General features: G+C 58.0%; 17 protein-coding genes and 2 pseudogenes. 12 read left to right on the top strand and 7 right to left on the bottom strand.

All coding sequences use genetic code 11. The features are described 5' to 3' along the window. Nucleotides 1–35: 35 nt before the first annotated feature. Nucleotides 36–1,613 carry a recombinase family protein gene (locus AC1Q7Q_RS31545; protein ID WP_492371440.1) on the bottom strand — a complete coding sequence of 526 codons (1,578 nt, stop codon included), beginning with the start codon at nucleotides 1,611–1,613 and terminating at the stop codon, nucleotides 36–38. A gap of 1,320 nt (nucleotides 1,614–2,933) precedes the next feature. Between AC1Q7Q_RS31545 and AC1Q7Q_RS31550 the strand changes: the two genes are divergently transcribed. From AC1Q7Q_RS31550 to AC1Q7Q_RS31575, 6 genes are all read left to right on the top strand, one after another. Next, a complete protein-coding gene (locus AC1Q7Q_RS31550; RefSeq protein ID WP_492371439.1) occupies nucleotides 2,934–4,121 on the top strand; it encodes an ABC transporter substrate-binding protein in 1,188 nt (395 codons plus the stop codon). 583 nt (nucleotides 4,122–4,704) lie between these two features. Beyond that, nucleotides 4,705–6,057 carry an MmgE/PrpD family protein gene (locus AC1Q7Q_RS31555; protein ID WP_492371438.1) on the top strand — a complete coding sequence of 451 codons (1,353 nt, stop codon included), beginning with the start codon at nucleotides 4,705–4,707 and terminating at the stop codon, nucleotides 6,055–6,057. 53 nt (nucleotides 6,058–6,110) lie between these two features. Beyond that, a complete protein-coding gene (locus AC1Q7Q_RS31560) occupies nucleotides 6,111–7,070 on the top strand; it encodes a Bug family tripartite tricarboxylate transporter substrate binding protein (RefSeq protein WP_492371437.1) in 960 nt (319 codons plus the stop codon). 56 nt (nucleotides 7,071–7,126) lie between these two features. Then, on the top strand, nucleotides 7,127–8,152 hold the full coding sequence (locus AC1Q7Q_RS31565; protein WP_492371436.1) for a D-2-hydroxyacid dehydrogenase: 1,026 nt from the start codon (nucleotides 7,127–7,129) through the stop codon (nucleotides 8,150–8,152). Between the two features lie 13 nt (nucleotides 8,153–8,165). Beyond that, complete coding sequence (locus AC1Q7Q_RS31570) at nucleotides 8,166–8,951, top strand: class II aldolase/adducin family protein (RefSeq protein ID WP_492371435.1); 786 nt, start codon at nucleotides 8,166–8,168, stop codon at nucleotides 8,949–8,951. Between the two features lie 342 nt (nucleotides 8,952–9,293). Further along, nucleotides 9,294–9,512, top strand: a complete 219-nt coding sequence (locus tag AC1Q7Q_RS31575; protein WP_492371434.1) for a hypothetical protein — start codon at nucleotides 9,294–9,296, stop codon at nucleotides 9,510–9,512. Between the two features lie 351 nt (nucleotides 9,513–9,863). Here the strand turns inward: AC1Q7Q_RS31575 and AC1Q7Q_RS31580 are convergent. Then, a protein-coding gene (locus AC1Q7Q_RS31580; RefSeq protein ID WP_492371433.1) for an IS5 family transposase occupies nucleotides 9,864–10,653 on the bottom strand; the annotation gives its coding sequence in 2 pieces (ribosomal slippage) (nucleotides 9,864–10,628 and nucleotides 10,630–10,653; 789 coding nt in all). 962 nt (nucleotides 10,654–11,615) lie between these two features. On the opposite strand from AC1Q7Q_RS31580, the gene AC1Q7Q_RS31585 reads away from it, so the two are divergent. Continuing rightward, nucleotides 11,616–12,434, top strand: coding sequence for a sulfite exporter TauE/SafE family protein (locus AC1Q7Q_RS31585; protein ID WP_492371432.1), 819 nt, complete (start codon nucleotides 11,616–11,618; stop codon nucleotides 12,432–12,434). Nucleotides 12,435–13,306: 872 nt separating this feature from the next. On the opposite strand, the gene AC1Q7Q_RS31590 is transcribed toward AC1Q7Q_RS31585, so the two are convergent. After that, on the bottom strand, nucleotides 13,307–14,662 hold the full coding sequence (locus AC1Q7Q_RS31590; protein WP_492371431.1) for a sigma-54 interaction domain-containing protein: 1,356 nt from the start codon (nucleotides 14,660–14,662) through the stop codon (nucleotides 13,307–13,309). Between the two features lie 288 nt (nucleotides 14,663–14,950). Between AC1Q7Q_RS31590 and AC1Q7Q_RS31595 the strand changes: the two genes are divergently transcribed. From AC1Q7Q_RS31595 to AC1Q7Q_RS31610, 4 genes and pseudogenes are all read left to right on the top strand, one after another. Continuing rightward, nucleotides 14,951–15,829 (top strand): MBL fold metallo-hydrolase, encoded by an 879-nt coding sequence (locus AC1Q7Q_RS31595; RefSeq protein WP_492371588.1) that lies wholly within the window; start codon nucleotides 14,951–14,953, stop codon nucleotides 15,827–15,829. Between the two features lie 57 nt (nucleotides 15,830–15,886). Beyond that, complete coding sequence (locus AC1Q7Q_RS31600) at nucleotides 15,887–17,179, top strand: NAD(P)/FAD-dependent oxidoreductase (RefSeq protein ID WP_492371430.1); 1,293 nt, start codon at nucleotides 15,887–15,889, stop codon at nucleotides 17,177–17,179. A 224-nt stretch (nucleotides 17,180–17,403) separates the two neighbouring features. After that, nucleotides 17,404–17,721 (top strand): hypothetical protein, encoded by a 318-nt coding sequence (locus AC1Q7Q_RS31605; RefSeq protein ID WP_492371600.1) that lies wholly within the window; start codon nucleotides 17,404–17,406, stop codon nucleotides 17,719–17,721. After that, a pseudogene (locus tag AC1Q7Q_RS31610) lies at nucleotides 17,693–18,632 on the top strand (IS5 family transposase). The gene AC1Q7Q_RS31605 and the pseudogene AC1Q7Q_RS31610 overlap by 29 nt, the downstream one beginning before the upstream one ends. Before the next feature lie 81 nt (nucleotides 18,633–18,713). On the opposite strand, the gene AC1Q7Q_RS31615 reads toward AC1Q7Q_RS31610, so the two are convergent. Then, the gene (locus tag AC1Q7Q_RS31615; RefSeq protein ID WP_492371429.1) at nucleotides 18,714–19,652 is read right to left on the bottom strand and encodes a dihydrodipicolinate synthase family protein; all 939 of its coding nucleotides are present in this window, start codon (nucleotides 19,650–19,652) and stop codon (nucleotides 18,714–18,716) included. A gap of 586 nt (nucleotides 19,653–20,238) precedes the next feature. Here AC1Q7Q_RS31615 and AC1Q7Q_RS31620 point away from each other — a divergent pair. Beyond that, nucleotides 20,239–21,210, top strand: a pseudogene (locus tag AC1Q7Q_RS31620) (IS3 family transposase); the annotation flags it as partial. Between the two features lie 225 nt (nucleotides 21,211–21,435). Here AC1Q7Q_RS31620 and AC1Q7Q_RS31625 read toward each other — a convergent pair. The 3 genes from AC1Q7Q_RS31625 to AC1Q7Q_RS31635 all read right to left on the bottom strand — a co-directional run bounded on the left by AC1Q7Q_RS31625 (nucleotide 21,436) and on the right by AC1Q7Q_RS31635 (nucleotide 25,290). Beyond that, nucleotides 21,436–22,371 (bottom strand): LysR family transcriptional regulator, encoded by a 936-nt coding sequence (locus AC1Q7Q_RS31625; protein ID WP_492371428.1) that lies wholly within the window; start codon nucleotides 22,369–22,371, stop codon nucleotides 21,436–21,438. A 582-nt stretch (nucleotides 22,372–22,953) separates the two neighbouring features. Further along, nucleotides 22,954–23,496 carry a hydrolase gene (locus tag AC1Q7Q_RS31630; protein ID WP_492371427.1) on the bottom strand — a complete coding sequence of 181 codons (543 nt, stop codon included), beginning with the start codon at nucleotides 23,494–23,496 and terminating at the stop codon, nucleotides 22,954–22,956. A gap of 387 nt (nucleotides 23,497–23,883) precedes the next feature. After that, the gene (locus tag AC1Q7Q_RS31635; RefSeq protein WP_492371426.1) at nucleotides 23,884–25,290 is read right to left on the bottom strand and encodes an MmgE/PrpD family protein; all 1,407 of its coding nucleotides are present in this window, start codon (nucleotides 25,288–25,290) and stop codon (nucleotides 23,884–23,886) included. Between the last annotated feature and the right edge of the window lie 220 nt (nucleotides 25,291–25,510).

Raw genomic sequence — 25,510 nt, forward strand, 5'->3', positions numbered from 1 at the left:
AATCGGGACAGATCCGGGCAAGTGAGCGTACGGCATCAATTGCTTCGGGGGAAGTATGGGAGGCGTTCTGTCCGCGGCGCCGTCGTGGCACCCGAACCGAGGTATGTACGCTCAATACGCTTCCTCAGGCGGGCGTCGGCCTCTGGCCATATGGACTCCAGCGCCGTAGCAAGGTCGGCAAACTCCTCTGGCATTGCTGAGGGGATCTGGCCGGATGCGCCTACCTGTTGCTCGATGCGCGATTGCAGTTCCTTGACCCTCAACAGGGCATCATTCCAGCGCCGCTCCAACTCGTCGGCGACCAGTCGATTCTCGGGGTCGGCAGCGTCATACTGCTTCTGCGCCCGCTGCGCGGCATAGCGGGCCGCCTGCAGATCTCGCTGCAGCGCTGCCAGCACCTCATCTTGTTTCCGCGTCTCTTCTTCGCGAGCCACGATAGCTGCCTCGATTGCTGCAGGTTGAACGACCTGAAGGACCGCCTGTGCAATGGCCGCGTCGATGCGTGTGCCACCGAATGCGATACAACGGGGCTGCCCTTTGTCCAGCCAGGCGCGATGACAGGAGTAGCGCAAGGCGTCATGCTGCTGGCCCGTGTAGTTTAGCGTGAGCTTGCTCGCGCAGCGACGGCACCGCAGCAGCCCCGCCAACAAAGCCTCCCCGCTCTTCGGCGCACCAGCATGTCCGGCCATCCGCACGTTGGCACTGATCGCGCGCTGGATTCGTTCGAACTCGTCCCAGGCAACGTACCCATCATGGGCTTCGGGAATCAGCGACAGCCATTGATCTCGCGGCTTGCGGCGATCACGCTTACGTGGTTCGCCGTCTTCATAGTGAATCGTGCATTCCGTCTTGCCATAGGCATATGCGCCGCCGTAAATCGGATTGGTCAGGATCTGGTAGACCGTGCCGTAGCTGGGTCGCTTCCAGTGGATTTCTCCGCGCGGTGTGCACGCCGGAAGCTGCAGCCCGTGCTCGCGGAACCATAGCAGTGTCTGGCGTACCGAACCGATCGCGCCGAACTGGCGGAACACCGACCGGATGGCCTCCTGCACACGCAAATCCGGATCCTTCTCCAGGCGCTGGTCTTCGGTCTTACGGTAGCCAACCGGCGCTGCTACGATGAGCTCGCCTCGCTTGGCCTTCTCCCGCCGTGCTTCCAGCGACCGCTGACGCAGCAGGTCCAACTCGTATTCGTTGAGGCTGCCCTTCAGCCCGAGCAGCAAGCGATCATTGCTCTGTCGTGGGGCGTAAACAGTTCCCTGATCGACCAGCACAGTGTCGACGACTCGGCAGACTTCGACCAGTTGCTGCCACTCGCGACTGTTGCGTGCGAATCGCGGCACCTCGCGCGCGGCAACAGCGCCGACGCGGCCAAGGCAAACCTCTGCCACCATGCGCTCGAATCCCGTACGCGTCTGAGTTCCGGCCGCAGAGCGACCAAGATCCTCATCAATAACCTCGACCTCATGCCAGCCCAACTGGTGCAGCCGATCCTGCATCGCATACTGCAGTTTCTGGCTTTCCAGGTTGTGGTTGACCTGGTACGCCGAGGACTGACGGACGTACAGCACGGCTTTGCGTGCCAGATGCTGCGCTCTGATCTTGTCACTCATCATCGGCCTCCCGTCCGTGCACGGTGGCGAGCAGCCCCCGTCGGTGTTGCCGCAGCAGTTGCGCGAGCAAGCGGATCGTCTGCTGTCGTACCTCCGGCGGCAGGGTTGTCCACTGGGGCGTCTTTGGACAAGGATGGAACAGGTCGAGTTGATTGCCCGGTAGCGGGCTCGTCACGCGTCGCATCAGCACCTCCTGTATGGGACAAAGGATGGTGCTGCGCTTGTACCATACTGGCTTGGACGGCAAGCGTCTCAACTCTCGGAGCGCTTCACAGTTGACTACGGGGGACGCTGCAAAGGTGAGGTGACAACAAACTATCGAATCGAACATCCACTGGGGCACCTCCAGCACGCGCGCCGACTCGCGCGAGTCCAGCGCACAGCGTAGAACGATCACCCCATTCTTCGTGACTGTGTTGAAGATCCACACCCTGCGACCATACCAAGGGTGCCAGCGATACAGAACTTCCGTTGAGTCGGTAATGTGGGCGTTGTGTTGACGGCTTGTACAATCGGAGCCGCCGACACTCCACCCTCGGCTATGTGTCCCCGGCCCAGTACCTCCGGGACTGGGAACACCCACGGGGCATGGCGGCTTTACCCCCTTACCCTTGGAAGGCGAAAAACAAGGGGAACCTCATGATGTGAACCAGACAGGAGCCGGCAGCGTTCCTCATGTTGCTCGACATGGCTGCCGGACCTGCGGTACTCGATTCGCGGCATTTCGCAATCTGCTCGTCCAAGGTTAAGTCAGTTAGGCCAAATAGGCATTTGACTTGCCCCCCCGCGTCTACGAAACTCCGGGATATGAAGGCGCGGTCGCCGCGGAAACGGATCTTGCCTTTGGCAAGCCTATCTTAATGCGGGGCCCTGCGCCGACTTGAATACCGAGGCCACGTTTTCTCTGTCACGAACCGAATCGATAAAACCAAGAATCTTAAAGCAAGCTCACGCGATATGACACGCGTGGTGCGCCTAATTGTATAAATCGAGGAAGCGGGGCATTCTCTTTATTTCACGACGACGCGTATGTTGCTGCCAACGCTAATGTCGGGAAGGTTCCTGCGTGACGTTACCGCCGCAGGCAGCGCGATTAGCGCAACAAGTCATCGCCGCCTTTCCCTGGAGGTGATTGACTTGAGGCTGCGCGTTTGCAAAGGCAGTTCTCCCTTTGGCCCGCGCGTTGGATGGGATGCGCAATACTGCAATGAAATCAACGTTAGCCCCATGGCACGCATCTCCGATCCATCCGGTAGGGATATTACGTACCAGCAAAGAATAGATTTTCATGTTTTAGGGATATCAATAATGAAAACTACAGTGTTGCGCACATGCGCGCTTGCTTGCCTGACAGCGCTCTGCCATCCGGCGCTGGCGGAGGAGCCCTTCCGGATTGGCGCCCTCGTAGATATGACGGGCGTGTATTCAGGGATTGGCGGACCGGGCGGGGTCGCCGCAGTCAGGATGGCGGTCCAGGATTTCGGCGGCAGGGTTCTCGGCAGGCCCATCGAGGTCCTGAGCGCGGACTACCAGAACAAGGTCGATGTATCCGCGACCCGAGCGCGGGAGTGGTATGACCGTAACAATGTCGAGATGATCATCGAGTCCACCGACTCGGCGTCCGCGCTGGCGCTGCAGAAGCTCGGCGCCAGCAAGAAGAAGATCACCATCTTCGCGGGGTCCGCCACCACCGAACTGACGGGCAAGCAGTGCTCGCCATATGGTGTGCACTACGTCTACGACACCTATGCGCTGGCCAACGGCACGGCGCGGGCCATCGTCGAGGAAGGCAAGAAGGACTGGTTCTTCGTGACCGCTGACTATGCCTTCGGCTATTCCCTAGAAGCCAATGCAGTCGCGGTTGTCGAGCAATCCGGCGGAAAGGTGAGCGGGAAGGTCCGGCACCCGCTCTCGGCATCGGATTTCGCTTCGTTTCTGCTGCAGGCGCAATCGTCCAAGGCCCAGGTCATCGCGCTGGCCAATGCCGGGCGCGATACCCAGAATGCGGTGCGCCAGGCCGCAGAGTTCGGCCTGGGAACAGGAAAGCAGGTCGTCGCTCCCCTGCTGATTTTCGACAGCGACCTGAAGGGTATGGGACTGAAGGCGTCGCAGGGACTCCAGTTCACCACGGCCTTCTACTGGGATTACAACGACGAGACGCGGGCCTTCGGCAAGAAGTACTTCGCCCAGACGAAAGCGATGCCAACCATGGTCCAGGCCGGCATGTACTCCGCTGTCACCCACTACCTCAACGCCGTGCAGGCCGTCGGCAGCGCCGATTCCGACAAGGTCATGGCGAAAATGCGCGAGACACCGATCAATGACTTCTTTGCCAAGGGCGGCCGTATCCACGCCAACGGGCAGATGGTCCACGACATGTACCTCGCCGAAGCGAAGGGACCGGCAGAGTCGAAGGGTGAGTGGGACCTGATGAAGATCCGGAAAGTGATTCCGAAGGACAAGGCGTTCGAGCCGCTGGCACGGAGCGCCTGCCCGCTGAAGGGCTGACACGCCGCGTCTGATCCTCACCCCGCTTGAAGGAATCCTGGTGGCGAAGGCCACCGGAGGCCCGTCAGTTGCCCACAAGTGAGTCAATCAATCGGGCGACGAACGGATTGCTCATCGATTCCTCGCACAAGAAAATATGCAGATGACGCACTGCCCACGGCTCTTCATGCTGAGTACTGCCAAGGACCGGCGCTCGGCCCTCAAGCGCAGAACGAGGCACAATTCCGACACCTGCCCTCGACGCAACCAGTTGAGCAATTGACGGTCGTAGCGCGCTAGAGACATCCTTCCTCTGCAGTACATTGTCCGTTGGCTCCTGTATAGCCACGACAGGCACAGGGAAGCGCTACGGTGTAACACATTCTTGAACACCCTCTGGACGTTCTACGTCAGCGACGCACGGCCAATTGTCACACGTTTCGCGTTTGGCAAACAAACCCTTTCGAAAATCCCACTTCGAGCTGAGCGGCGACGCTCGTACACTACCCCTACCCAGCTCCTGCTTCACGCAAGAACGCTCAGCGGATATCAGCCCGACCGCCGCAAATCTTCAGGCGCCTTTCAGGCATTGCAAATAAGACATATGAATATCAACGAGACAATCTCCAGCTGGGTAGCCACGCGCGACCGCACCTATGCCACAAGCACGATTGCCAACGCCAAACTGGGCATCGAAGACACAGTTGCCTGCATGATCGGAGGCACAGGCACTGACGTGTTCCGCCGCGCTAGCGAGGCATTGCCTCTGTTTGGGCAGGGAGAGTCCACCGTAATCCTGGCTTCCGACAGAGCTGGCATTTCCGAGGCTGCTCTGCTAAACGCTATCGCGGGTCACGCCCTCGACTACGATGATACGTTCTCGCCTGCTGTTTCCCATCCAACTTCCGTTACGGTAGCAGCGCTTCTTGCAGTAGGGGAATCGCTTGGCAGTTCTGGTTTGGACATCATTGATGCCTACATCGTTGGCTTGGAAGTACAGAACGTTCTGGCGAAGGGTGTCATGCGCTCCCATTACACGCAAGGATGGCACTCTACGTCCACGCTGGGTGCGATTGGGGCAGCCGGTGCCGTAGCGCGATTACTTGAGCTATCGGAACACGAGTTCCAGCATGCCCTCAGCCTGGCAACGAGCATGGCCGGCGGCTTCAAGGCCCAGTTTGGGACGGACGCGAAACCTCTCCAGGCGGGCTTGGCTGCCCAGCATGGCGTGCAGGCCGCCGTGCTTGCGAAGTGCGGCGTGCGGGGAAACCCGGCCGCATTGGATGGCCCTCTCGGCTTTCTCGAGCTTTTTGGAGGAGCAAATCCTCCCGGCTGGGATCCAGCAAACTTGGCCATCGGCATCCCTCTCTCCATTGACAAGCCTGGTTTGATGATTAAGCGCTTTCCATGCTGCGCTGCCACCCACAAGGTGCTCGATGGCCTTTTTGAAGTCATGGCCGAGTACTCCTTCACCCATCATGACGTCGAAGCGCTTTCCGTGACCATCGGATACTCCAATGCGCAAAATCTGATGTACGACAATCCAGCCTCGCCGCATGAGGCCAAGTTCTCAATGCAGTTTTGCTGCTCTGCGGCGCTAGTGACGAAGGAGGTGAATCTGAAGACCTTCTCTGACTCAAATGTGAGAAGCGAAGATATCCGAAGCATGTACAAGAGGATCAGCGTCAGTAACTACACCAAGGAACAAGAGGACGGACCCACAAAGCTTCCCCATATCATCAGCCTTACCCTCAAGGACGGCACGATGCTGAAGAAAGGAGTGCAAGCTACCGTAGGAACCATTGAAAATCCTATCGATGCAGTCAGTCGCCGCAAGAAATTCTATGACTGCGCCGACATGAGTGCTATCAATGATGCAAAGAAGGTCTATGACGTCATTCAGCGGCTCGACAGCTTGCCTGACGTCCGGGAACTAATGGCGCTCCTTTCCCGGTAATGCACAAGACGGCTGTCGGGTCGACAAAGAAAAATAACACAGGAGACATATCCATGCGCACGCCAAAGATACGCTTCGTTGCAGCCTTTGCAGCCTTTGCCGCTATCTGCAGCTCTGCAGCTGCGGCTGCGGCTGCTTCTTACCCTGATCACCAAATTTGGCTCGTAGTGCCATTCGCAGCTGGTGCATCCATGGATGCGGTAGGACGTGCTGTTGCCAAGGGCCTGTCTGACGAGTTAAAGCAACCTGTACTAGTTTCAAATCGTCCTGGCGCCAACACGATCATTGGGACAACCTACGCCGCGCGCGCCAAGCCCGACGGATACACGATCTTGTTAGCAAGCAGTAGCCAATTGGTCAACGAGGTCGGGACAACTCCTTTACCGTATAAGTTCCTCAACGACTTCGAATCTATTACGCAAGTTTCAAGCGTCCCTTATGTACTAACTGTCTCTAACGATTCCAAGATCAAGTCGGTCGCAGATCTAATTGTCTACTCAAAGAAGAACGAGATCACCTTCGGTGTCGTCGGGTTGGGGCCTCTATTGGCAGCCGACCAGTTCCACGATGAGGTCAAGATGACGATCAAGCCTGTTCAGTACTCCGGGGGGGCGGGCACTGTGACAGTGGACATGATTGGAGGACGCATCGATTACACATGGTCATCCATTTCTGCAGTCGCGGAACTGTGCCAGACCGGGAAGCTCAGATGTATAGCGACTACGGCATCCAAACGCCTCACTGTCCTGCCCAATGTTCCGACACTCCATGAATTGGGATACAAAGATTACGACGGTTTCACGGGACTGGTTGCGCCAAAGGGATTGTCTAGGGACGTTTACAGGACGCTATTTGAAACTACCCGCAAGGTTCTCCGCAAACCTGAGGTCATCCGTGCTATGGAGACTGCTGGACACAATCCGAACGCCGGAGACTCATTTGATACCATGTTGAAGGAACAATTTCGCATCATGACGGTTCTTGCCAAAAAGAGAACCTTGGTTAATCCTTAGAACGAATCAATTGTGCGAAACGGATAGAACTCGCATCTCCTCGGCGCACTTTGGCAATGAATACAAATTCTTCTGGAACCGTCTCGGGATCCCCGCTTCATCTGCTCCTGTCTCGAACGGCGGCTACCGCTTTCGGCGAACGTATCCGGGCAGTGTTGTCCGGAATCGATGTACTCTTCGTCGACCCCGAAGATGCTCGTGCCTCGAACGATGTCCAATCGATCGATATCGCTTTTTTAACGCGCGATGTCACGGGACACTCCACTAAGTCGAAAATGGCAGACAGCTTGATCCACTTTCATAATGTCATGCGCAATGTACCGAGCCTCAAATGGGTGCAAATCCATGCCGCTGGAGCTAATCGGCCAATCTATTCTGAATTGCGGGGGCGGGGCGTACTAGTGACCACCGGTTCTGGGGCCAATGCCGTGCCCGTAGCACATATGGCCGTAACGGGTCTGCTTATGTTGGCGAGGAAGTTTCCACAGCTTATGGACGCGCAACGTCGCAAAGTTTGGCAGCCTCTGAACGGTTCTCAAGCACCCAAAGATATTAATGGACAGACGGCGGTCATCATCGGCCTTGGTCCGGTCGGCACGAAGATCTCCCATCTGCTCCGATCCTTTGGAATGCACGTGATAGGCGTACGCCGTTCCTCTGAAGACTGCCCGCATGTCGACATCACCTTCCCGTTCACTGAGCTCGGCCTGGCTCTCTCCTACGCAGATTCTGTTGTCCTGGCCTGTCCTCTTACCAGCGAAACGAAGGGGCTCTTAAATGCTGCAACTCTCGCAAAATTACCGCGTGGTGCACGACTCGTAAACGTTGCGCGAGGTGGAGTTGTCCTCGAACCGGACCTTGTCGCTGCACTAAAGGACGGCCACATCAGCGGTGCCTTCCTCGACGTGACAGAGTTCGAGCCTCTCGAAGCAGATTCCGAACTCTGGGGCCTGCCGAACGTCATCATCACTCCGCACACGGCAAGCCATACGGCGGGGCACTACGAAGCCGTAGGTGAACTCTTCCTCAACAATCTGCAGCGTTGGCGTGAAGGGAAATCTCTTAGCAACCTTCTGCCCTGACTCGGAGCAACGTATGAACCTTGAAACCACACTTGCAATTCCGTCGATTCGTGATCAAGTATCGCCAGAGGAATGGAAGGCGCGAGTCGAGCTTGCCGCTTGCTATCGGTTATTCGACATCTATGGATTGTCCGATAAAGCTGCCAATCATATATCTGTCCGGGTACCTGGTGAGGAGTCCTTTCTAATCAATCCGTTCGGCATGCACTATGATGAAATTACGGCCTCAAGCCTATTGAAGGTAAATATTGATGGGAAGGTGCTGTACACACCCGACTTCGGTGCTTTGAACTATGGGGTGAATCGCGCAGGCTATGTTATCCACAGTGCGATTCACGAGGGTAGACCAGACGTCGGCTGTGTTGCTCATACCCACACCGTCGCTGGAATGGCGATTTCTGCTCTGAAGTGTGGAATTCTTCCGCTCACCCAGACGGCGATGCGATTCGTGGGCGCGCGGTACCACGACTTCGAAGGCATCGTCCTCGACGAGCGTGAAAAGGATACCCTACTCCGGGATTTGGGCGACGGTGCATACATGGTGCTTCGCAATCATGGGCTGTTGGTAGCGACGGCGACGGTGCCCGAAGCTTTTAATGCCATGCATCGATTCGAGCAAGTTTGTCAGGCACAGATTGCAACTTTGTCGTGCAACAGTGAAGTGGTGCCAGTCCCACAACAAGTCGTCGAAGAAACGTACAAAAACTATCTACCGCGGACGAGACGGCCGATGGGGCTCGTAGAGTGGCCTGGCATGCTTCGCAAGCTTCACCGCATCGATCCATCATTTTCAATCTGAATAGCCTTGGTGGACCCCCACCCAATTGAGTACTTTTTGCTGGCCATAATTGACGTGAACGCGTCTACACCATAACCGACTGAATTGGTCGCACCGAAGTGATAGACGACGTATCTATCCCACCCCCTTTGCCGCGCTGCGTGCGACTCCAGATGAGTCAGATGAGCGCCCTGGCGTGAATACACCACTGCCACCGCTGTGGCAGTGGTGCATTTTTCCCCTACATCGCTAGTACGAGATCGGACGCAATGGTCCTGCACGCGCCAAAGCTTCTTGCCTCCCATTGACCGGCCGCGGTGAATGTGGGCAGGTGGACAGTTCGAGTTTCATGAGCCGCTTCGCATGGGTGATGCTGTGCAAAATCGCTCAAAGATTGTGAGTATTGAAAAAATAGACCGGCCGCAGGAGCAGTTGGGCATTGTGGACGTCGAAGCAGCCAGAAATATTCTCGATCTAGAAGATCACGTCGAGGGCCGGGCTGGGCTGCCGATTGTCGCCAATCACGGATCCCAATTCGTCGGCGATGTATTTTACATCCTACGTGTTCGGAGGTTTTCATGATGACCTCAAGCTTCCGGGTATAACTCATCGCTTTGGCCTGCCGGCGTCAACGCATCGACTTCGCCTCATTCATCACTGCCTCCTCCGCCCACCTCGCTCGGCTACTCGCCGGCATCGGGCTGTGGCTGGCTTGGTCGCACCTTCCCAACGTTCGTTATCGCACATCATTTTGGAGGGAATACTCGAAAATGCTCGGCGGTGCTCTGTCCAGCTTGGACCGCTTGCTTGAGCCGAGTTGGCTGCAAGAGCAGACGAGTTGTCTCAACGCTTTCACTAGGTGCCGCGTCAAACACGACCGCTTGGGCCTAAGAACTCATTTCAAAATGAAGGCTCCCCGCGCTGAAGGGTACGTCAGCATATGAGGCAGCAGGCCAGCTTGAGAAAGGCTTCGTGAATGTCCGCGCGACGCTCGAAGCGGGTGCGCAGACGCCGGAATGCGTGTAGCCAGGCATGGGTGCGCTCTACCACCCAGCGAACCCTGCCGAGACCGCTGCCATTTGGTTGACCGCGCCGGGCGATCGAAGTTGGGATGCCAGCGGCGTGCAGCGGCCGGCGGTATTTGTCGTGGTCGTAGGCGCGATCGGCGTAGATTCGACCTGGCTTACGCAGAGGGCGGCCTCGGCATCCCCGGATAGCGGGAATCGCTTCGATCAGATGCAGGAGTTGGGTAATTTCGTTTCGGTTCGCCCCGGTCAGGATGACCGCGATCGGCGTGCCGTTGACGTCGGTGGCGACGTGGTGATTGGAACCTGGTCGCGTGCGATCGGTAGGGTTCGGTCCTGTTTTTGGCCCACCCGCCCCAACCGCACGAACTGAAGAGGAGTCGATGATCGCGCGCGAGAAATCGATACGATCGGCCGCACGCAGCTCTGCCTGCAGGATCTCGCGCAGGAGATCCCATACCCCCGCGCTTTGCCAGTCGCGTAGCCGGCGCCAGCAACTGACTCCGGAGCCGCAACCCATTTCGCTGGGCAGTTCGTTCCAGCGAATGCCGCTTCTCAACACAAACAGGATGCCGGTCAATGCGGCCCGATCCGACACCGGCATGCGACCCGGATACCGGAATCGCCTCGGCTTGGCTGGCGGCAAAAGCGGTTCGAGCAGTGCCCATAGTTCGTTCGTCGATGATCGGCTTGCCCATCCCCTCTGTCCTGTTGTCACAACGGACGAGGTTAACAGGTTCGCTTTCAAGTTAACAGTACCCAACTGCTCTTTTTGAAACAGGCTCTAACAGCGAACACGTCAAAAGAGAAAATCTACCGACTATTTCGTAGCCAAGCCGGAATAGGCTAATGCTCAACTCGCAGGCAGCCCCCCGATAGGCGACCAACCTCTGCCACAGAGGTGAGCAACCACCTATTAGTTGGTTATTAGTTTGGATGCGCTGTGCACGTTGAGCCTTGCTGTCAAATGGATCGCCCTGTCTAGTCCTACGGGGCTCTCGCCCATAGGAGGGATAAGCGCTTGTAGTCTGCCATCGCTGTGGCCGAGCGCACTGCCATGGACCGCCATTCACTGCCAATGGCAGCAACGTAGTCACGATGGTTGCCAAGGCATGACCTTCCGTGAGCTTCGATTGCAGTTCTATATCCCTGTTTTGACGGCGAAATAGGTTCAGTCGGGTCACAGATAAAAGGCAGGCACAGAAATTGATGCTGTGATAGCCCGATTACTTTATGGCAGGCAGCTCATGGCAGCGCATTCCACTTCACCCGCCCCTCGCCTTGCGCGTACCAGCACCATCAGCTATCACAGTCCCTCGATGAACAGTCACGCCATCGCGTCATCATTAATCGCGTACTCGACTACGACCCCAGCTCCAGTCGCACCACGACAGATAGCGCCGACCAAATGGTCGGTTGCGTGCGGGCGCTGGGCGCCACAGTTTCGTGCGTCGTGGAAACTCATGTACACGCTGACCATCTCAGCAACTCTCTACCTGCAATTGCGCTTGGGCGGCCAAACGGCCATCAGCGAGCGGATATGCTCAAAGATCGGAAATGGCTCCCGTGCGCGCAAACAATAAGCACGGGAATGCGGACCGCTTGAGCTTGGCCCGCTAGAGGGCTCTCTCATTCACAACGTCGAGCAACAACAAAATCAATGGAAAACATCATTGTCAGCAGTGTGGCACTAGGTGCTGTAGTCGGTGTCATCCTGGCGCTGACCGGGGCAGGCGGCGCAATTCTCGCAGTACCGCTACTACTATTCGGTTTGCATCTAACCCTTGCAGAGGCCGCGCCAGTCGCCTTGCTTGCGGTCAGTCTATCCGCAGCAGTTGGCGCCGCGATGGGGTTTCGTGCGGGCATCGTGCGCTACCGGGCCGCCGTGGTAGTGGCTGTAGCCGGTACATTCTTCTCACCCATCGGTCTTTGGCTCGCTCACCGTCTGCCGAACGGCCCGTTGACCTTGATTTTCGCGTTGGTACTTGCGTTCGTGGCACTCCGGATGCTTATGCAAGCACACGCAAATCGAACTCCTCGGCCAGAATCCGGTCGGTCTTTACCTCCTTGCCAACTGAATAGCGCTACTGGCCGTTTTTTCTGGACCGCTTCCTGCAGTCGTGCCCTCGCACTCTCGGGAATTGGCGCCGGCTTCTTATCTGGCTTGCTTGGCGTGGGCGGAGGTTTTGTCATCGTTCCTGCGCTCAAGAAAGCTACTAACGCCCCGATGCACGTCATTGTCGCAACATCCTTGGCCGTCATCACGCTAGTATCTGCTTCCGGGGTCGTCTCTACCGCGATTGCAGGGCACATGAACTGGCACGTCGGCGTACCGTTCGCCACCGGCGCCCTGGGGGGCATGTTAGCCGGTCGACGCGCTGCCAGCAAACTAAGCGGGAACAGCCTTCAACAAGGCTTCGCACTAGTCGCAGCTGTGATTGCCATCGGAATGGTGGCACGAGTCGTCTTGGGTACCTAACGCGCAGGCACACGAGTACACATCGTTCGCTAGGATCTTTTCGGAGGACACTCCCATCACGCGTTCTCCCCAGACCTGCTACGCGTGAAGTGGTATAGTAAAAATGCTATTTTTGCGTAGTAAAGTTTCTAGGCGAGGTGAGTTTTCAGCTCGGCTCTCAAAAGCGACCATCTACTCTAATAGCAGATGGCAGTCTGCCTCCGGTATCTAGCCGCCATCGTACTTCCGACACGTCACTCCTGGACCGACAACGCGAACAGAGTTTGCGTTGCCGGTCGCAAGCGGCTCATCGGGGCCCGCCAGCGGCCTAAGGTACATAAAAACTGGTACCAGGGCCTTCGCAAGGTTCCCCCTCGACGCCGGATAGTAGTTCTTGTTGGACAGGTTATGCACGTCCATGAACACCGGCGTGCAACGGTCGCGGGAGATGGATTGCTTATATACGTACGGCCTGTGCGTCGGTGCTATTAGCAACAGTGGCTCGGATGGTTCGAGAAAGTTTGGACAGGCCACTCCCGTCCTGACATCAATCTCCGGAGGTGAGGGCGGGGATTGTGTATGTGGGCTCGTGGTCAGGCAACGCAACCGATATCCATTCGCTGCGTGCCTATGCAACCGTCCAGCTGGTCAAGTATCGGCAGATTGTCGAGCCATAGAGCAAGCCATTTGGCAAAGATGAATGGGACCATGTAGAAGTCTGCAACCAACCCTCTGTCGAGCCTGACCCTTGCGTTCACCTAGCAAGACGAGGCGCGTTCATATAAGAACCCAGAATAACCCATGGAACAAAGTGGCGGGGGCTTGCTGTCGAGGTGGTCGGCTCGTCCGCACGAAATCCCCCGACTTCCCTGCGAGTCAGAACAGCGTCTGACCTAAGCTCTGCCGCTTCCTTTGAGCCGTCTATACAAGGTGCGCTCACTGAGCCCCAGAATCTTGGCCAGATCCTTCCTCGACCCACCAAAATCGGCTGACAACCGCTGGATTTCCTCGGTCGACAGTCTGCGCCGTCGTCCTGATGCGCCCTCCGTTTCATGCGGACTGGAGGCTAAGCGCGTCGCGTCGAATTGACGCCGAGTACTCTGAACGGCATCCGGTAGATCCCGGATCCGCACCACGCCGTCATCGGCGAACAGCACGGCGCGCTCGATCACGTTCCTGAGTTCGCGGACATTGCCCGGCCAATCGTAAGCGCGCAGGCACGAAAGCGCCTCGGGATCGAGGCAGAGCGCTGACCCGCCGGGTTCTGCCCTACGGAGCAAGGACTGCGCCAGCATACCGACGTCCCCCTCCCGTTCGCGCAACGCGGGCAGTCGAATCGGAAAGGCATTGATGCGATAGTATAAGTCCTTGCGGAACAGACCCGCGCCGACCATCTCGCCCAGCGGCTTGTGCGTGGCGGCCACGAGTCGGAAGTTCGCCATGCGGGGCTCCACGGCGCCGACGCGCCGATAGGTGCGAGACTCGATCAACCGTAACAGCTTGACCTGCATCGACAGGGGCACATCGCCGATCTCGTCGAGGAATAACGTGCCGCCTTCAGCCGTCTCCACCAGGCCGGTCTTGCGGGCCGTGGCTCCGGTGAACGCACCTTTCTCGTAGCCGAAGAGCTCGCTCTCGAGCAGACCCTCGGACAAGCCCGAGCAATCCACCACCACGAAGGGACCGCCCGCGCGCTTGCTTGCGGCATGCACCGCCTGCGCGAACAGCTCCTTGCCCGTGCCGGACTCGCCTTGCAGCAGCACAGGAATATCGGCACCCGCCACTCGTTGCAGTTGTTCCAGCGCATGATTGAAGGCTGGCGACGCTCCCACGAGTCCGTCGCCGCTGGCATCGGGCGAGGCCGTGCGTACCGCATGCAGCCGCTCCACATAGCCTTCGATTTCTCCCGTGTCATCGAAGATGGGGCGTAGCTCCACATCGACGTGCTCAGTGCCGCGCGGCGTGTGGTGAACGTGCACGACGCGGTTCGATTCGCCGGTCTCCTGCGCCTTGCGCATCGGGCAATGCTCCCCGGCCTGGTCGCAAGGCACGCTGTAGTGATGCGAGACCTCGTAGCATTTGCGCCCAACATACTGCTCGCCCGCCGAGAACTGCTGCTGGTAGGCGGTATTGACGGCCAGAATGGTGTAGTCGAGGCTCAACACGATGGATGGAAGAGATTCGTGCTGTAGGTAGGAAGCGAGTGCCTGGACGCGCTGCGCTGGTTCGGCCTTTGTGAGGAGAGGCATGGCTAGAAATGTCGTTGTGGCGAGCTGAAGCGTGGTGGAAATGGACAGGCGTCGAATCGGCTAACTGCCACCGACTGCCAAAACACTGACAACTATGCCGGTGGCAGTTCGCGGTCTGTCAGCAGCCGGCCTGCCGCGTGCCCCATAGCTACCTCACCACTGCCGGAAACCGTTATAGAACAAAGGCTTTCAGATCGCACAACCGTGCGCGGGCGAGCTTGGCACGAAACTTGGATTGTAGTACGCCAATTCCTTTCCGGTAAGACGAAATTGGCAGCTGACAATACCATCCAGAGCCTCCTGACAGTCGAGGCTTTCATCCACGAGCCTTCCAGCACAGTGAGCTACCTGATTCTGGACGAGACCAGCCGTGCCTGCGCCATCCTCGACAGCGTGCTCGACTTCGACGCCAAATCTGGCAGGACGGCAACCCACAGCGCGAATCGTATCCTCGCGCGCATCGCTGCGCTCAGGGCAATGCCAACCTGGATCCTCGAAACCCATATCCATGCCGATCACCTGTCGGCCGCCCCCTACCTACGGGCCAAAACCGGCGCCCGCACCGCCATCGGCGCGCACATCATCACGGTGCAGCACACCTTCGGGCGGCTGTTCAATGCCGGCAACGACTTCGCGCAGGATGGCAGCCAGTTCGACCACCTACTTCCCGACAACGCCAACTTCGCGATCGGCGGCTTACGAGTAACGGCGCTGCACACCCCCGGCCATACGCCTGCCTGCATGACCTATGTAATCGACGATGGTCAACGCAAGTATGCCTTCGTCGGCGACACGCTATTCATGCCCGACTACGGGACCGCGCGCTGCGATTTCCCCGGTGGCGACGCACACCAACTCTACCGCTCGATTCGGCGCGTTCTGAGCCTCCCTCCCGACACCGCGCTCTATATGTGCCACGACTACCGCCCGGGAGGGCGGCCATTCTGCCATCTGTCCACGGTAGCCGATCAGCGCCGGCACAACATCCACGTGCACGACGGCGTCAGCGAGGACGCGTTCGCTAGCATGCGCCATCAACGCGATGCCACGTTGGATATGCCTGCGCTGATGCTGCCCTCCGTGCAGGTCAATATGCGCGCCGGCGCGCTGCCGGAAGCCGAAAGCAACGGCATCCGTTATCTGAAGATTCCGCTGGATGCGCTCTGACGCCCCATCCGCTGCTGTCGTTCCCGTTTCCTACTACACTCCAAACAACGCCCCCAAATGGAAGCCTCCCAAAACACGCATACAGGTCCGTCTATCACTAACCACACCGGCATCTCGACCATCGATGACCACGATGTGGTCATCGTCGGCGGCGGCGCCGCCGGCATCGCACTGGCCTCCAGCCTGCTGGCACGCACGCGAATGTTGCGCATCGCTATCGTCGAGCCAGCCGAGATGCATTACTACCAACCAGGATGGACCATGGTGGGTGCCGGCGTATTCAAGCCTACACAGACCGCGCGCGCCATGGCCTCGGTGATGCCGTCCGGCGTGCGCTGGGTAAAGGCGCCCGCGCTGGGGTTCGACCCAAATCGCAAGCTGGTCCACCTGCCCGGCGGGCAAGACCTCCGCTACCAGCGGCTGGCAGTCTGTACCGGACTTAAGCTCGACTGGATGGCGATCGACGGACTGGCTAACGCACTCGGGAAGCACGGCGTGACGTCGAACTATCGCTTCGACCTTGCGCCCTATACATGGGAACTGATCCGCAAGTTGCGCAGCGGCAAGGCACTCTTCACCCAGCCGCCCATGCCAATCAAATGCGCGGGCGCACCGCAGAAAGCCATGTACCTGGCCTGCGACACCTGGCGGCACCGCCAACTGCTGCCCCACATCGACGTGCAGTTCTACAATGCCGGCGCCTCGCTGTTCGGCGTTGCCGACTATGTCCCCGCGTTAATGCGATATGTCGATCAGTATGGCATCGACCTGCGCTTCGGTCACCAGCTGCAGCGCATCGACGGGCCGCGCCGCCGCGCAACGCTGCGGCGCACCCTTGCGGACGGCACCAGCGAGACTGTCGAGAGTGAGTTCGATATGATTCACGTGGTGCCGCCCCAAGTGGCGCCGGATCTGATACGGCAGAGCGCCTTCGCCGACGCGGCAGGCTGGATGGACGTCGATTCCGCCACGATGCGCCACAAGACCTTCGATGATGTGTACGCGCTTGGCGATGTGGTCAACACCACCAATGCGAAGACTGCTGCAGCAATCCGCCAGCAGGCGCCGGTGGTCGCGCATAACATCCTGGCGAGCTTGGGCCAGTTGAGCGGCACGGCGACCTACGACGGCTACGGCTCCTGCCCGCTAACAGTGGCTCGCGGCAAGATAGTGCTGGCGGAGTTTACCTACGGCGGCAAGCTGGCGCCGACCTTCCCGCGCTGGCTTCTTGAGGGCACCCATCCTTCCCGTCTCGCCTGGTTGCTGAAGACGCACGTGTTGCCGCCGCTATACTGGTCAGCCATGCTGAAGGGGCGCGAATGGCTGGCCAAGCCGACTATCACCCGGTAGCCACTCATGGATCCTTCGCTCTCTGTGCTGCTCTGCCTGGCGGTCGGCATCATCCTCGCGCTGACCGGATGCCGGCAGCGGCATCCTCGCCGGTCCCCTACTCGTGTTCGCGCTGCACCTGACTGCCTGGTCACTGAGGGGTCGGCAACCGCCCTTGGCACCCCTCTCGATTTCAGGGAGGAGTTCGTCATGTACCGGGCGCGTGTGTGATCGGCGGAGCGGACATGAGGTTCGATGGGCCCGTGTCTGGACTGCTCAGCTGCCTACCTCGCGTGGGAGTCGGCTTTGTCATCGTACCGGCGCCTGGCCGCTACACGAACCTGCCGGCGCGCAGCGTGGTGGCGACCTCGCTGGCCGTCAAAGCGCAGGTGTCCGTCGGAAGCATCGGCACCGCGATCGCGCAGGACAACATCGGCTGGCAAATCGCAGTACCGCTCGCGTTTGTCGCAGCCGTCGTGCAACTGTTGCAAGGCCACTGGCACGACGGCTCGGCGGGGTCTACATCCACTGTTTCTGCGCAAGGACGAAAACAAGCCGCGTGAGCCTAAGGGGGTCTACCGCGTCAGGAACTGGCCGGCATACAACGCTGGGCTGATTACCAGAGGTGACCTGACCATGTGGATCGACAAAGGCGTACTGAAACAGGAACCTGAGACTGAATCACGCAATCGAGCCCGGCCTTGCGTGTACTCGGACGCCATGATTCAGACGCTGCTCGGACGCAAGCAGGCGTTTCGTCAGCCGCTGCGCGCCCTTCAGGGCCTTGCCCACAGCGTTCGCAGCTTGCCTTCGCCGACTTGCCAGTATCGAACTACACGACGCAGAGTCGCCGCGCAGAATCTGTAGTGCTGCCGCCCCTGGACAGCGGCAAGCCGGTGCATCTTGTCGTTGACAGCACAGGGGTAAAGCTCTACGGCGAAGGCGAATGGAAGGTGTGCAAGCACGGCTATTCCAAGTGCCGCACTTGCCACAAGGTGCATCTGGCAATGGACGCGAACACCGACCAGATATGTGCGGCTTGGATGACGCATCAGGACGTCGGCGATGCAGATGTGTTGCCCGAACTCCTCGATCAGATTCCCGCTGACACGCCAATCGACACTATCCGCGGCGACAGCGCGTACGACATCAAGCAATTGCCGCGCGTGGTGCCCAACCGTCGATTCCGCCACGTGAAGGGGCGATGCCCTGGCCGGAGAGGATGCCCGGCGTCGCATGGCGCAACGAGGCTATCGACGCCATCGAGCGAATTAGCGGGCGCGATTGGAAGAAGTCCAGCGGCTATCACCGGCGTTCGCTCGTCGAGACCTTGATGTACCGCCGCAAGACGCCCACGGGCAATTGCCTTTGGGCGCACGAAGTCGGCACCCCGGCGAGCGAGGTGGCGATCCGCGTGGGCGTTCTGAATCGCATGGCAATGCTTGCCCGCCCTCAGTACGTCCGTATTGCATGAATTCCAGATCACAGACGGTCCTTTGTCTTCAAACTCGATTTATGCAACAGGACCCTCATTTTGAATAAAATTATTCAAGACCTATCCATGGTTTGTGTATAAATCTGTCGTCTTTAGATAGGCCTCTAGCTGCATCCTGGCTACGGCTGGCAACGGTGCATAAGGTGGATAAGGAGAGCCCATGGGCATTCCGAGAATATCCATGGATGCCTTCATGACGGGCATTAGACCATATCCCATCCAACGCGCGGGCCAAAGGGCGAACTGTTTTTGCAAACGCGCAGCCTCTGTCCAATCGCCCCGGGTAAAAGCAGCGATGACATATTGTGCTAATCGAGCTGCCGGTGGCGGCAACGTCACGCCGGAGCCTCCCAGCATTAGCGTTGGCAGTAACATCTGCATCGTCGTGAAGTAACGCGCATGCCCCGCTTCTTCGATTTCTACAATTAGGCGCGCCACGCGTGTCATATCGCGTGAGCTTTCTTTGAGGTACTTTATTTTATTGATTCGTGCCAGAGCGATCGTGGCCTCGGCATTCAAGTCGGCGCCGGGCCCGGCATTGAGGTAGGCTACAATAGGAAGATCCGTTTCCGCGGCAACCGCCTCAAAATACTGGATCACTTCGTCAGGTGTCGGAGCCCCGCCGAAGGGCCGCAGCGGCGCAAGCAACTGGATTGAGGACGCCCCTTCAGACGCAGCAAAGTCGGCGAGTTCAACTGCTGTCTTCAAGGATGGATGGGACACCCCAGCAGTCACGGGGCAACGCCCGTCGACTAACTGGAGAGTGTGGCCAACCAAGCGCTTGCGGCTTTCTATATCGAGATACTGATATTCCTGCGCCTCGACACCGGCAGCGATGACCATGGCAGCACCGCAATCATCAACCACATAGTCAACGCCGCGCTTGAGGCGCTCCACATCTACCGTCAAATCGTCGCAAAATGGTGTCAACGGTGCGATGATGAGTCCGGGTGCCTTCACATCTGGGAGTTTCGTCGTTAAAGCGGTCGGTGCAGACATAGGGTCAGTCCTTCTTCGCGAGAAAAATTGGGACGATAGCGGTTTGAAGACTTTGCCATCGGGATGGATCCAGAGCATGGAGGCAGTTTCGTTGGCGCCGTGGTACAAGTCAAATGCCAACTTAGCCTAACTGATTTAACCTTGGACGCGCAGAAGTTGACTCGAATCGAGCACTGCAGGTCCAGTAGCCATGTCTGATAACATGACGTACTGCTCGGTCCTGAACAGTACATTCAGGCGCCAGCGCCACCGCTGACGGCGGCCAGTTCATACCGCGCGCAGAACAACATGAGCAATGCTTCCACATGACCCTCATACCAAATGTCTATGTGTTGCGTGGCGGTCGCGCAGCCGGTAACCGCGGCGTCTCAGCCGGTGCTAGCCCGTAGCATTAGATGTGGATATTGAACTTATTATGACTTTTCCCCGTGAAACAAATCCCTTGCTGGGGTTAAACTGATGCAAGGAGAGATGTGATGACAAGCAGGATTGGAGCAGCCCTCCCTGAATCTCCGGACACAGTCACCCACGTAAAATAGCGGGTCGGCGTACGACTGTGTTTATGACTAGAATGAAGCAGGAAGTGATGGAAGTGCTTACTGGCCCGGAGCGTCGGCGGCGTTGGACACCGGAAGAGAAACTCGCGCTAGTACGCGAGAGCTGCGAGCCAGGTAAGACCGTCTCGATGGTGGCACGCCAGCATGGCGTGAATCCGAACCGGATCTTTCACTGGCGCAAACTGTACCAGGACGGGAGCTTGTCTGCGGTCAGTGCGGGTGAGGAAGTGATCCCGGAATCCGAACTCAGCGACGCCCTCAAGCAGTTCCGCGACCTTCAGCGCTTGCTCGGCAAGAAGACCATGGAGAATGAGATTCTGCGCGAGGCAGGGAAGGTGATGAAGTCGCGAAAATGGAATGCGCGCTCACCCTCATTGCCGGGGGACAACCTGTGAGGCGGGTCTGCGATGTCCTCCGTGTCGCGCGCTCGAATGTGGCAGCGAAGCGGGCTCGGCCGGCGGATTGGTGGGATGCGCGCAGTGCTCGGCAGACCAACGATGGTGGTCTGGTGGAAGAAATTCGTGGCGCCGTTGCCCACCTGTCGAGCTACGGTTATCCCCGTGTCTGGGGCGTACTGCGTCGAGAACGGGAATACCAAGGCGCCCCAAAAGTCAATGCCAAGCGTGTCTACCGGGTCATGCGTACGCATTGGCCGCTCCTGCAACGCAAGGCAGCGCCCTCCAAAGCCTCGGCGCAGGCATGAAGGCAAGGTCGCGGTGGCACAAAGCAACCAGCGCTGGTGCTCGGACGGCTTCGAGTTCCGCTGCGACAACGGCGAGCCGCTGCGGGTCACGTTCGCGCTGGACTGCTGCGACCGCGAGGCGATGAGATGGGCGGAGACGACCGGCGGTCACAGCGGCGATGTGGTTCGAGACGTGATGCTGGCGGCCGTCGAGAATCGCTTCGGGAATGCGCTGCAAACACCAGCGGAAATCGAATGGCTGTCCGATGACGGCTCGGGCTACACGACGCAGAAGACCACGGTCTTTGCCTTGGCCATCGACCGTAACGCCGTTGACGATATCTTGCTCTTGCGCGTTTCAACGTTTGCTGCTTAACGCGATGATTCCTGGCAATCGAACACATTGAATGCGGCAACCGGGAACGAGTACCGCCGGGTAGAAGTCGTGCGCCAGGAAGATCGCACCCCACTTCATGAGGGACGCTCCACGCCGCGTCCTGTCTAGTGAACCTACATTGATCCGCCCGGAAATCTCGGGGGTGGATCAAATAAAGCCCAGTGAGAAATTCAGAGAATCCACGACCGTTCGAAAGTCCTTCAGGATAACATCGTGAACCGCCCTCACGGCTTTGCTACTCGTGCGGTCAATGGATGTGGCGAGCACCAGTTCGCGCTGGACTTCGGGGCGCGTCAGACGTGCCGCCCAGAGCAGTCCTGTCTCCAACTCACGGGCAATGCTAGCCAATGGAAGTATCGCAACACCCTCTCGGCGGAGAATTAGCTCCTTAATCGCGGCGACAGAATCCAATTCGTGGACTGGCGTGATCTGCACGGATGCGTCGATTGCAGCTTCCTCGATCAACTTGCGCGTGGCACTCATCCGTGTCGGCAAGATCACCGGAAGCTCCCCGAGCGACTGAAAAGCTATCTCGCGCGGCACAGACGGAGCGCCTGTGTTCCCTGGGTCCGGGCAACCGATCACATATAGGCGATCAGTGGCAAGATGTGCCGTTTTATACCTTCCAAGATCGGATGCGCGACCATTGAGAATGGCAACGTCGACCCTACCTGCTAACAGCCACTCTTGTAAATAGCCGTTAAACCCATCGAGCAGGCGGATGTTGATATAGGGGTACAATTCCCGGCAGCGGGTCAAAAGACCAGGCGTGACGGCGAACAGCGAGGGCGGCACGCCAAGGGTCACGTCGCCACTCACAATTCCGGCGAAACTCGCGACCTCGCGCTTGGTGTCTTCGATTGCTCGAAAAATTTGCTGGGCCTTTCCGAACAAGTGGGTACCGGCCTCCGTCAGCGTCAACCCGCGACCATTGCGCTCGAATAGAGCTACGCCGAGTTCCTCCTCCAAAGCCTTGATCGTCCTACTGATAGCAGGCTGTGTCACATGGAGAAAAGCCGAAGCGCTAGTAACGCCACCTAGATCGGCTACATAATAAAAGCACCGCAGTTCCCGAATATCCATGGCTTCACCTATCCCAAGTCTGGCCCATCAACATGCCAGCACGTAGTCCGACTGGGCTGGATATTTCGTCCATTTTAGTGCCACCTACAGAGCATACCGCTCCGAACCGATTGTGCGTGGTTGGATAGTTCTACCCGCTCGGCACACATTCGTAGTTTCCTATACTACTACGCTAAGTTGGCTTCTGCAAGAACGGCGTATTAGCCCATCCTGCCTGCTATTCCTGGCAATGGCAGACTTGCCAGTGTTGTAGCCCTTCCAGTTCTTGACGCAGTAGACATCTTTGATTCGCTCGGCTTACCTTCGTCTCTGAGCATCTTCTCGGCAAAAGGCGAGAATCTACACAATTTCGCCGAAAATTAACAGAGGGCCACAAGCTGAGCCTGCGTCGCTCGCCATAGCAGAGCCGTCATTTATGCCACACCGCCACCAATCCAAACTCGGCCAGCACCCCGCGGGTCTGGTCGGCCTGCGCTGTACGCGCCTTCACGAAGCTGTGACGATGCAACGCCAGTACCGCTGCTCGACATTCTTGACCGACACACACCTCACATTCGGTCGCGTTGCCGTTTCGCCGATTCTTTAACGGATAAGACGGCTCACGCGCCGGAAGGCCGGCGCCGCTGCGCTCTGCAGCCATTCAAACAGCACCATTTCAGTGGTGACGGGAACGATGCCCGCTCCTGCCATCCGCCGCAGCGCAATCTCCTTGCTTTCGGGGCGGCGTGTGCCCACTGCATCCGTCACCACAAACACCTGCGCACCTCCCGCCTTCAACTCAAGAGCCGTTTGGAGCACGCAAATATGACCCTCGACTCCGCAAAGGACGAATTGCATGCGATCTGCCTTTGAAAGCCGTGCAGCAAGCTCGGCATTACGTACACACGAGAATTCGACCTTTTCGATCGTCGCACCCGGTTCGAGATGTTCGGCCAAACTGGAGACTGTCGGACCGAGGCCAGCGCGATACTGCTCTGATGCTGTCACTGGCACCTCCAATTCGTGGGCTGCTTCAAGGAGAATTGCGGCGTTCTTTATGAGCGTTTCTGAATCACAAATTGCATGGACCAGTTTCTCTTGAAAATCGATAATTACAAGATGAGATTCATTTCTAGTAATCAACATTTAAATTTATGTCCCACACAAGGATAGGCGAAAATAAAATTTGAAACTCAACTTTCCCATCGACATACTTATTGAGTACCTCAATAATAAACTATGAAGGCAAGAATATAATAGCGAAGAATGTATAAAGCCAACATCAATACATTTTTAACAAATAATAATCATACCCCCCCAATCCCTCGATACTGATTATTAAATCCCCTTGGCAAGATCAGTAAGAAGAGCAAATCTACCACAGAGCTAATCATCGAAAGCGTGACGAGCAGGACGATCAGCTCGACCTAAGCCGCCGTCAGTTAAGCGACTATGTTATCCACACGAATTTTCGGCATTCGTTCTGATAGCAATAGTATTTATAGCTTACAGAATAGTGTTCTGATAATCCCATCAGCCACTGCGCCACATCTTTCCCAGCTTCATCACCGGTCGCGTTGACGACATCAGTGTCCCGATGCGGGCGTTCTCCAAATCCAAGATCTGCTCGAATAGCATCTCCGACCTCTCACCAAGATACGGAACTACGAGGTCAACGAACTTATTTTTTATCTCGTTGTGGGAAACGAAATTATCAGGTTCGCCCTTGGGATTGGCGATGAAGCGGCGCAGCTCCGTGCCGTTCGCCAGTCGCAACTTTACCGATCCGGCAAAACGATGCGGAAAGAGCGCCTCGACCTCGTCATCGTGTTCAACGGATACCTTCTGCATGCCACTGAGGATGTCTACGTTCTTAAGCTGGCGCGCGTAGCTGTCCCATCCCATGCTGCCTTCGGTCAAAGCTACCATCGCAAGGAACGGGGCGGAAAACTGTCCTTCCACAGTGGTGGAGGCCAGCCGCTTACGCTCGATGGGAGTCCCTACGAGGTCGATCGCCTTGCGTGACAAGCCGCAGGAAATCTCGACCACTTGATCCGGAGTCAGCTTGTGCTCGGCACGCAGATCTATGATCGCGTCCATCACTGAATGCGCGAACCGGCACGCTGGATAGGGCTTGATAGCGATCTGCATGGTCTCCCATGTATCGCCAAGGCCAGCGACTGCCTGCTCAATTTCCGGCGCCGGTGCGTAGGAGCGTAGAAAGCCGTTTTTACCGTCGATGGCTCGTGCTGCGCCGTGGAAGCCTTCACGTGCCATGGTCGCAGCCAGAAGCCCCGCTGATGCGGCATTCCCCACCTGAAAAGCCTTGGTCCACGCCCCATTTTCAAGGAATTGCATTGAGCCGGCACACATACTGAGTACAATGCCAAATGCATTGGCCACCTGTTCCGGAGAGAGGCGCATCACCCTTGCAGCCGCCGCCGCGGCTCCAAACGCTCCACAAGTTGCTGTGGGATGGAATCCCCGATCGTAATGATCGGCAGGCTGGAGCGCTTTGCTGAGCCGGCAGAGTACTTCATAGCCAGCTACGACAGCGGTGACCACCTCGCTGCCCGAGGCGTGTTCCATCTCCGCAGCAACAAGAGCTGCGGCGAGAGCCGTCGCGGAGGGATGCAGAGCTCCCGCAGCATGGGTATCGTCAAAGTCGAGTGAGTGAATCAGAGTACCGTTGACAAGCGCCGCGCCGGCGGGCGAATATGTGTCAAGGTCGCCGAGAACAGAGCAGGAACCGCTCGTAAGCCCCAGACGTCGGATAGCTTGCAGCAGGGGCGTCGTCAGAGCTACATCATGGCGGGCTCTGATCGCAATGCCGATCGCATCGACAGCGAGGATAGCTACGCGATCACGCACTGGCTTTGGAATGTCTACTAGTTGCAGACTACTTGTAAATTCTGAGAGACTGGCGGTGGCGTCGGTCACGATGATTTTACTCCAGGTTGTCGCGCGGCAACGCTACCGTCGCGAACTGTTGGCGTGCGGCCGAAGTACAATAGGGCGCGCGTGGGGGCGTGCGTGCAAAGGGCACTGCGATCTGCGCTGCGCTTTGGAGACGTGTCATCCCCTCGGGCCAGCCGATAGAAACTCTGTCTGCAGACGGCAACAGCCTCCTCGGGTCACGCGGTGACCCGAATGAACATTG

This window comes from Cupriavidus sp. GW823-FHT07A04, assembly GCF_058794615.1.